The 5290-nt window shown below is 37.7% G+C and carries 3 protein-coding genes and 1 pseudogene; 3 read left to right on the top strand and 1 reads right to left on the bottom strand.

Annotated elements, in window-relative coordinates:
• From LDB17_RS01110 to cobM, 3 genes are all read left to right on the top strand, one after another.
• On the top strand, nucleotides 1–1033 hold a 1033-nt coding region (locus LDB17_RS01110; protein WP_393924839.1), incomplete at its 5' end, for a precorrin-8X methylmutase.
• A gap of 10 nt (nucleotides 1034–1043) precedes the next feature.
• Nucleotides 1044–2237 carry a precorrin-6y C5,15-methyltransferase (decarboxylating) subunit CbiE gene (cbiE, locus tag LDB17_RS01115; protein ID WP_252637377.1) on the top strand — a complete coding sequence of 398 codons (1194 nt, stop codon included), beginning with the start codon at nucleotides 1044–1046 and terminating at the stop codon, nucleotides 2235–2237.
• Nucleotides 2234–4051, top strand: a complete 1818-nt coding sequence (gene cobM, locus LDB17_RS01120) for a precorrin-4 C(11)-methyltransferase (protein WP_252637375.1) — start codon at nucleotides 2234–2236, stop codon at nucleotides 4049–4051. Before cbiE ends, cobM begins: the two co-directional genes overlap by 4 nt.
• Nucleotides 4052–4058: 7 nt before the next feature.
• On the opposite strand, the pseudogene cbiD reads toward cobM, so the two are convergent.
• A pseudogene (cbiD, locus tag LDB17_RS01125) lies at nucleotides 4059–5171 on the bottom strand (cobalt-precorrin-5B (C(1))-methyltransferase CbiD); the annotation flags it as partial.
• Nucleotides 5172–5290 lie beyond the last annotated feature (119 nt).

Below are 5290 nucleotides of genomic sequence, written 5' to 3' on the forward strand. Positions count from 1 at the left end.
TCCTATAGGACATGATTTCTGTATCATTTCACTATCAGACCTAATGACACCCTGGGATAGGATAGAAAAAAGAATTATAGCCGCAGCTTCTGCTGACTTTGTTACAGCAATCTATAATCCAAGGAGTAATGGACGCTACTGGCAGATAAACCGCCTGATAGAATTATTTAGAAAGGAGCGTTCGCTCGAAACACCAATTGGCTATATTCGTCAGGCTGGACGTGATGAACAGCAAATTAATGTGACGACTCTGGGGGAGTTTGATCCCCAAGAGATAGATATGTTTACCATAGTCATTATCGGTAATTCTCAGTCTTATATTTTCGATGAAAATCACATTGTAACACCCCGTGGATATTACAGAGAAGAAAAGAACGAAGATGTAGGCATCGGACAGGATATAATGATACGTAGTTTCCGTACTATTGAAGGTGAATTGAAGAATAAGAACATCTCATTAGATAAGAAATGGGCTTTACTTCATGCTATTCATACGACAGCTGATTTTGATATGGAAAATATCCTATATACGGATGAAAGAGCGGTTGAAAAACTTCATTCTGAATTTGTAAATGGTAACGTAAAGACTATTATTACTGATGTTACGATGGTTGCCTCGGGGATTCGCAGAGGGGCTTTGGAGCGATTGAGTATAGATGTAAAATGTTATCTGCATGACGAACGAGTGGCTGAATTGGCTAAGCTGAAAGGTATAACTCGTACACAAGCAGGTATTCGTTTGGCTGTGGAAGAATATCCTAATGCTCTCTTTGTATTCGGAAATGCACCGACTGCGCTGATGGAACTATGCGAACTAATACGAAAAGATAAGGCAAAACCTGCGGGAATAGTAGCTGCTCCCGTTGGCTTCGTGAATGTATGTGAATCAAAGCATATGGTCAAGCCTTTTACCGATGTGCCCAAGATAATAATTGAAGGGCGTAAAGGTGGAAGCAATCTGGCTGCAACATTAGTAAACGCCATTCTCACTTTTGATGATGCGGAACAATTAAAACCGGGAAGAGACGTATAAAGTGACCGTTATGAAATTCTATGTAATAGGTATAGATGATAATCAAAGCCAATATTTCAACCCAGAAGTACTGGACATTATTAATAACCATTCTGTTTTTTCAGGAGGGGCAAGACATTATGAGATTGTTAAGCCTCTTTTACCGGAAAGCTCATCTTGGATAAATATAACAATACCTTTATCTGCTGTTTTTGAACAATACAGTAGATATAAAGAAATTGTAGTTTTTGCTTCAGGTGACCCGCTGTTTTTTGGTTTTGCAAATACAATTAAACGAGAAATGCCGGATGCAGAAATTGTTCTTTATCCATTTTTCAATTCTTTGCAATTGTTGGCACACCGTTTACTGATACCTTATCAGGATATGCATATCGTCTCACTTACAGGCCGGGCATGGGATAAATTTGATGAAGCACTAATTCTGGGATATAATATGATCGGTGTACTAACCGATAATAAAGAGCATACACCATCTGCGATTATTCAACGAATGCTTGACTATGGTTATGACAACTACAAGGTTAGTATTGGCGAATTATTGGGAAATAAAGAAAAAGAGAAAATCACAACATGGGAACTAAAAGATGTTCTAGATAAAAAATTTTCTTTTCCGAACAATCTTATTCTAAAAAAGACAACCAGCCGATACCGCCCTTTGGGCATTCCCGAAAATGATTTTCATCTTTTGAATGGACGTGCAAAAATGATAACCAAAATGCCTATACGTTTGTTGTCTCTTAGTTTGTTGGAGTTGAGAGATAAAACAGTTTTGTGGGATATCGGATTTTGTACAGGTTCTGTCTCTATCGAGGCAAAGATGCAGTTTCCACACCTTAAAGTATTGGCTTTTGAGAAGAGGGAGGAAGGCAAAGAGTTAATAGAAAGTAACTCCAGTAAGTTCGGAGTCCCTGGTATTTATTCCTTTATAGGAGATTTTACCGATATGGATATTACTGCTTTGCCAACACCCGATGCGGTATTTATAGGAGGGCATGGAGGTAAGATGAATGAAATAATGAGAAAGATATCTACTGTTATCAACCCTGAAGGAGTGATTGTATTCAACTCAGTATCGGTAGATAGTAAAGAAATGTTTCTTCAAGCGATCGAAAAGAACAATCTGCAATTGGAACAATATATTGCCATCAAGGTTGACGACTTTAATACGATAGAAGTAATGAAAGCTAAAAAAATATCAAAATGAAGAATGCTATAATATTAACATCAGAAAGTAGTTTGCAAATAGCCAGAACTATTCAAAACGAACTAGGTAAAACTGTAATATTCACCAAAGCCGACATTGAAGGAACAATTCAGATATCATCTATAAGTGGTTGTATAAGTGATATTTTTGATGAAGTAAAATCAATTCTTTTTATCGGAGCAATGGGAATCTGTGTACGGAGTATTGCTCCATATATAAAAGATAAGCATACCGATCCTGCCATTGTAAATATAGATAGTACCGGGAAGTATGTTATCTCTGTTCTTTCCGGCCATGTGGGAAGAGCAAATGACCTGACTCAACGTATTGCTCATATATTAGGAGCTGAGGCTATTCTTACCACTCAGAGCGATAATACCAACTTGTGGGCATTAGATATCCTTGGCGAAAAATATGGATGGACAACTACATCAAATACCGCTAACTTCAATGAGCCGTTAACTACTTTTGTCAATAAAAAAACGACAGCTCTCCTACTCGATATAAATGATGAAGGAACTCAATATCTCGAACGTACAATCCCTGAACATGTAAAGGTATATTATAGCTATAAGGATATTAATCTATCTGAATATAAGCTCCTGATTGCCGTTACACCTTATCTCTATCCACTAACAGATATTCAGACAATTTATTATCACCCGAAAGTTTTACACCTGGGCGTCGGTTGTCGTAAGGAGTGTAAGCCTGATGGTATCAGCGAATATATAATAGAAGCCTTAAATAACAATAATATAGCTATAGCTTCTATTAAAGATGTTTCATCGATAGATATAAAGAAAGATGAACCTTTGCTAAAAGTACTTCAATCTCATCTTAAGAGTATTCCTGTAAATATTTACACAGCGAATGAATTGAGAGATATTGAAGTTGCTAATCCATCCGAAAAGGTTGAAGAAGTAACAACTGTGACAAGTGTAGCTGAATCTTCAGCTATAAAAAGCGCAGGTGGAGGCTCTCTTATACTGGAAAAACAAAAGGGAAAACTGAGCGACGGGAATGATTTTACATTTGCCATAGCAATAGACAGAAAGGCAATTCGTCAGGGACATATTGAGATTGTTGGAGCAGGTCCGGGTGACCCTGATTTAATTTCAGTTAAAGGGCGTCATTTCTTAGAAGCAGCCGATCTTATTCTATATGCGGGAAGTCTTGTACCTGTAGAACTGACTTTTTGTGCTAAACAGGGAGCGACAGTGCGGAGTTCTGCTTCTATGGATTTAGAAGAACAGTTTGAGATAATGAAAGAGTTCTATGATAAGGGTAAACTCATTGTCCGTTTACATACGGGAGATCCGTGTATCTATGGTGCTATTCAAGAGCAAATGGCTTTCTTCGACAAGTATAATATGTCTTACCATATTACGCCGGGTATATCTTCTTTTCTAGCTGCCGCCGCTGCTTTAGAATCTCAATTTACTATCCCTGAAAAAATACAGACAATCATTCTGACAAGAGGAGAAGGACGAACATCTATACCAGAAAAAGAAAAGTTGCATTTGCTGGCACGTTCACAAAGTACAATGTGTATTTTCTTGAGTGCGTCAATCGTAGATCAGGTTCAGCAGGAACTTATGGAACATTATCCACCCGAAACCCCTGTTGCGGCTTGTTATAAGCTGACATGGAAAGACGAAAAGATATACCGTGGAGAATTAAAAGACTTAGCTAAAATTGTCAAAGAAAATGAACTAACCTTGACAACAATGATAGTTGTAGGAGAAGCTATCGGAAATCGTCAGGGATTGTCTAAACTTTATTCACATCAGTTCAAACACTTGTTTCGGTCTTAGATAAAGCTCATTGCTTAATATTACCGAACTCATCAATTAATAAGATATCTAATGTGCCATTGGGAAATAAAGTAATACATACCTGATGGCACTTTCTTACTATCAGCGAAAAGAATGTAGCTTCTGTTTCAGGAATAACATCCCATAACTGTCGTGCCATGGTTATCTGTTGTATAGCGTCTATTGTAGCCTCTGAACAACCGGCTTCTTTCGCTAAAGCCAAAATAAACTCCTTATTCATAATTACCTTTTTACTATGGGTATCTAATGAACCTTCTGCTAATTTCACAGCTTTACCTATCATTATTCCCATTGTAAGGCGCTCAAAGCCTAATTCTGAAGCAGCAATAATCGTTTCTCCGATAAAGTTACCATAATGAATAAATGCCTGTGGAGGCAAATTGGGATATTGTTGTTTCACAAATCGTTCACTTTTAGCACCCGAATTGACAACCACATTCTTACATCCTAATGCTTTGGCAACGTGCATTTCGCGACGGATAGAGGCTATAAAGGCTTCCGAGGAAAAGGGTTTTACAATGCCCGATGTTCCGATAATGGATATACCTCCTGTTATTCCAAGCTTTGGATTAAATGTTCTTAATGCAATTTCTTCACCTTTCGGTACAGATATCGTAACGTCTATTCCTGTCTTTAAATTCTGTTCCGGCAATTTATCCTGATAATGGCGCATAACTTTGAAAAGTTCTCGCTTCATCATCATTCGGGGAGTCTTATTAATAGCAGGCCCTCCTATTTCAAGACCTAAACCGGGTAAGGTAACTACTCCAACTCCTTTTCCTTGAAGAAAGCGAACTCCTTTGTGTTCATGAGTTAATTGTACAGTAGATACTATCTCGTGTCCGTTAGTAACATCTGGATCGTCTCCTGCATCCTTTATCACAGAGCAACTCGCAAGATTATCTTCTAATATAGTCGAATAAATGGAAAGTTTTATCCATTCTCCATTTGGAAGAGTTATGCTGATTTCTGTTTGATTTTCCTTGGTTAATAATGCAGTTAAAGCAGCTTTAGTTGCAGCCGTAGCACACGTGCCGGTAGTGTATCCGGTTTTAAGATCGAAGAATTCAGGCAGAAGTTTTTCTATCTGCTTCCTTAATCACGCTCTATTATCCAGAAAGAGAGTTTCCCTATAGAACAAGTTTTATATTATCAACAAGGTGAAGATGAAACCTTACTCTTTGAGAAGTTTAAACCTCAGGCAATTATAACAAAAGA

It is taken from the genome of Dysgonomonas sp. Shenzhen-Wh21 (genome assembly GCF_043392705.1).
Classification (GTDB): domain Bacteria; phylum Bacteroidota; class Bacteroidia; order Bacteroidales; family Dysgonomonadaceae; genus Dysgonomonas.

Coding starts and splice junctions, on each gene's coding strand:
- cbiE (WP_252637377.1), top strand. CDS start 1,044: ATGAAATTCTATGTAATAGGTATAGATGATAATCAAAGCCAATATTTC.
- cobM (WP_252637375.1), top strand. CDS start 2,234: ATGAAGAATGCTATAATATTAACATCAGAAAGTAGTTTGCAAATAGCC.